Genomic DNA, 3,091 nt, shown 5'->3' with positions numbered 1-3,091 from the left:
TGGATGGACGAAGCGACGCATCATTTTTTTGCTGAACTTGGCTATCCAACAACAATAACTATTTGAACAGAAGATAGGATTGCCGATTTTGGAGGCCAAATGCCAGTTTCGCTTCCCGTTAGTGTTTGGTGAAGAAGTCCGTATTGGTTCATCGATTACGGAAGTGCGGGAGAAGGTATTTCAAATTGTCCACGAGTTTTATGAACATGAAACAGTGGTTGCTGTTGGGTATGAGATGAGAGCATAGGCATCATTTGCTGATGGGAGGCCAAAAGCTGTTCCGATTCCTACTAATGTGAAACAAGTGTTGGTTGAACAGTTGTCTTCTCGTTCAGTAGAGTCTCAGACATAGTTCTAAAACAACTAGGAGGAGAATCATGACTACGTTGTGGCAGATGGAAAAAGAGAAATATGGCCCGCGGACTGAGCAAGTGATTTCTGTCCTTTCTGGACTGTTAAACATAGATTGGTTTGTTAATGCAGGCACTCCACATTATCGGAAAGAGGCAGAAGAAGCGATTCGTGAATGGATGGCTAGTTTTGATTTGAAGCAGTATCATTATCATATCCATTGGCTAGAAGAAGGAACGATTGTCCCTTCTTTAGCAAAGATGAACTTGGCGAAAAGCCCGTTATGGCGCTCTTTGTTTCCCATCCCGGAGCACATGAAGCAAGCGACGGCTGTTGCAGGGAGAGAAGGATGTTTGACTAGGCTGGTCGACGAAGTTCCAGCCCGTTTATTTCATCATTGTTTTGATGCGGCGTATCGTGCTTTCCATCAATACGGCTCATCAGTGGTAAAGACGGCTGTCTGCTCGGTCATGTATATCGGTGGAATGGCTTGCGCCTGGGAATCTGTTGCCGACCTTGACGGATGGGGATCAAATCCGTTTCGGGCGCTTCTGCGCGTATTTGAATATGGGCATTGCCCGTTAGGCATGGGTGATGAACAATTATATCTATTTTAGGCTTTAGGCGACGCATAGCCGCAGCACAAAAGGGGGCGAGACGAACATCTGCCCCCTTTTGTTTTTTTACTATGACAAGCTTAAGAAAGCTTGGATGGATTCAAGGCTTGGCTGTACAGGCGGCCATTGTGATAAGTCGAACGGAAAATCCGAGCCTGGAAGCACCCGATCTTGGCCGACGAGGTCAATCAATAGTTGCAGCACGCGATAATCCCAAACAACGGTGTCAAACCAAAAGCGGCGCAAATAGTCGGTTGGTGGGGCTTGCAGTAAAGAAGCCACCGGTTGCCATACGTCATACCCTTTTTGTAACCGTCCAATTTGATAAGGAAGAAAGCCGCCGCCATGGGCCAATAAAATGCGGACGTGCGGGTAGCGATCGAGCCAGCCGCCAAGCAGCAAGTCAGTAGCGCAAATGGTCGTTTCCCAAGGGACGCCAATCAAATTTGCCATTCGCCGTCTTTTTAGGCGTGGGTCGTCGCAAAGAAGCGGATGAATGAACAGAATAGCGCCTAGTGCATTGGCTTCTTCCCAAAATGGAATAAACGAATCATCGGTGAGAAGCTTCTGTTCGACAGATGGTCCGATGATCGCCCCTTTTAACCTGTTTTTCATCGCTCGCCGTAATTCTAAAGCTGCCTGTTCTGGGTCATTGAGCGGCACGGTCGCCAAGGCCGATAAGCGATCAGAATGGGTTGCGGCCAATCGGCATAGCGCATCGTTGTAAAGGCGCGCCAGTTCGTTGGTGACGGCGGCTTCCGCGTCATATAAAAACAGCTGCGGAATGGGAGAGAGGAGCGAATGGGAAACGCCCGCCCGCCGCTGCGCCTCGAGATAAGCATGAAGATCGATGAATTCCTCCTTTAGGCGAAACCCCCACTGACGGTTGATGGTCAACATCTTTTCCTTGTCATCCCAATGAACAGAGATATGGGTTTGTTCCTCTTTCAGCCACCGCATCACTTCGGGGGGAATGAAATGCGTATGGATATCAAAACATTTTCCCATAGCTTTTTCTCCTTTCTAGAAAAAGGCTGGTGAAAAACAATAATTTCTTGAAAATCATCGGTTCATGATTACAAACCAAAGACTTTTTCTGCACTGTTTTTCAGTTATTAGAGAAATAGAGAAAGTATTTGATGGTTCTCTGTTAAATCACCGGTTCTCTAGAACCATTATATCGACTGTCTTGTTGATGAGGACGACGGCCAGTAGCCGATTTTTTCTGAAATCTCACTTGCTGCGCGTTTTACTTTGGCGATGACTGTAGGATCGTATGGATGAAAACGGTGAACTGGTCCGATCACGCTGAGAGCGTAGGCGACTTTTCCAGTGTAGTCGCGGATCGGCGCTGCGATGGAAGCGACCCCTTCGCGGAGTTCCTCGATGCTGATGGCATAGCCTTGCCGGCGAATGGCATGCAATGCCTCGCGCAATATGCGAGGATCCGTCATCGTGTTCAACGTGAATTGGGTCAATCCATGCTGGATGTAAGCCTCAATGTCCTCCTCTTTTTGGTGGGCGAGCAACACTTTGCCTGAGCTTGTGCAATGAAGCGGATTTCGTCGGCCGACGTGTGAAAGAGCTTGGACAGGCTGACGGCTTTCGACTCGGTGGATGTAGATCACGCTCTGGTCGTCAAGCATGGCAAGGTGCGCCGTTTCCTGCAAGTCATCAACTAGCTGTTCCAGTATCGGTTGCGCTTCCCGGTTGATTTCTAAATGAGATGTCAACACCGTGTTCAATTGCAAAATGGTCAAGCCCAGCCGATATTTTTGCGTTTCCGGATCTTTTGTCACGAACCCTTCGCTGGCCAATGTGTGAAGAAGACGGCTGACCGTGCTTTTTGACAATCCAAGGGAAGAGGCTAATTCCGTCACTTTTTTTTCCGGTTCATCCAGTGAGAAGCTGCGCAAAATGCGAAGAGCATTTTTGACGGATGAAAGCAAATAGTCTTCGGCAGTGTGCTTCATTGAGTCTATCCCCTTTTTGATAGTTTCATATAAAAGAACAATATTTCTTATATCATAACATATTAAGAAGGTATTTTCAGATATTTACGGAGAAAAAATAAAAAAATTTTTTGATAGTTTCATATATAAGAACATCAATGTTGTATACGG

At 47.0% G+C, this 3,091-nt stretch carries 4 protein-coding genes; 2 read left to right on the top strand and 2 right to left on the bottom strand.

The annotated features are described in order from the left end of the window. Positions 1-88 precede the first annotated feature (88 nt). Together I656_RS18115 and I656_RS04670 are read left to right on the top strand one after the other, a co-directional pair. Positions 89-247, top strand: coding sequence for a thioesterase family protein (locus tag I656_RS18115; RefSeq protein WP_235048646.1), 159 nt, complete (start codon positions 89-91; stop codon positions 245-247). Positions 248-377: 130 nt separating this feature from the next. Then, positions 378-968: a hypothetical protein gene (locus I656_RS04670; RefSeq protein ID WP_013523582.1), complete on the top strand. Its 591-nt coding sequence runs from the start codon at positions 378-380 to the stop codon at positions 966-968. Between the two features lie 69 nt (positions 969-1,037). Here the strand turns inward: I656_RS04670 and I656_RS04675 are convergent, their stop codons facing one another. Continuing rightward, entirely contained in the window at positions 1,038-1,976 is a 939-nt protein-coding gene (locus tag I656_RS04675) for an amidohydrolase family protein (RefSeq protein ID WP_013523583.1), read from the bottom strand. Positions 1,977-2,143: 167 nt separating this feature from the next. Next, positions 2,144-2,941 (bottom strand): IclR family transcriptional regulator, encoded by a 798-nt coding sequence (locus I656_RS04680; protein ID WP_013523584.1) that lies wholly within the window; start codon positions 2,939-2,941, stop codon positions 2,144-2,146. Positions 2,942-3,091: the final 150 nt, after the last annotated feature.

This window comes from Geobacillus sp. WSUCF1 (assembly GCF_000422025.1).
In the GTDB taxonomy this organism is placed as follows: domain Bacteria; phylum Bacillota; class Bacilli; order Bacillales; family Anoxybacillaceae; genus Geobacillus; species Geobacillus zalihae.
This window is presented reverse-complemented; position numbering and strand designations above follow the sequence as displayed.

Coding starts and splice junctions, on each gene's coding strand:
- I656_RS04670 (WP_013523582.1), top strand. CDS start 378: ATGACTACGTTGTGGCAGATGGAAAAAGAGAAATATGGCCCGCGGACT.
- I656_RS04675 (WP_013523583.1), bottom strand. CDS start 1,976: ATGGGAAAATGTTTTGATATCCATACGCATTTCATTCCCCCCGAAGTG.
- I656_RS04680 (WP_013523584.1), bottom strand. CDS start 2,941: ATGAAGCACACTGCCGAAGACTATTTGCTTTCATCCGTCAAAAATGCT.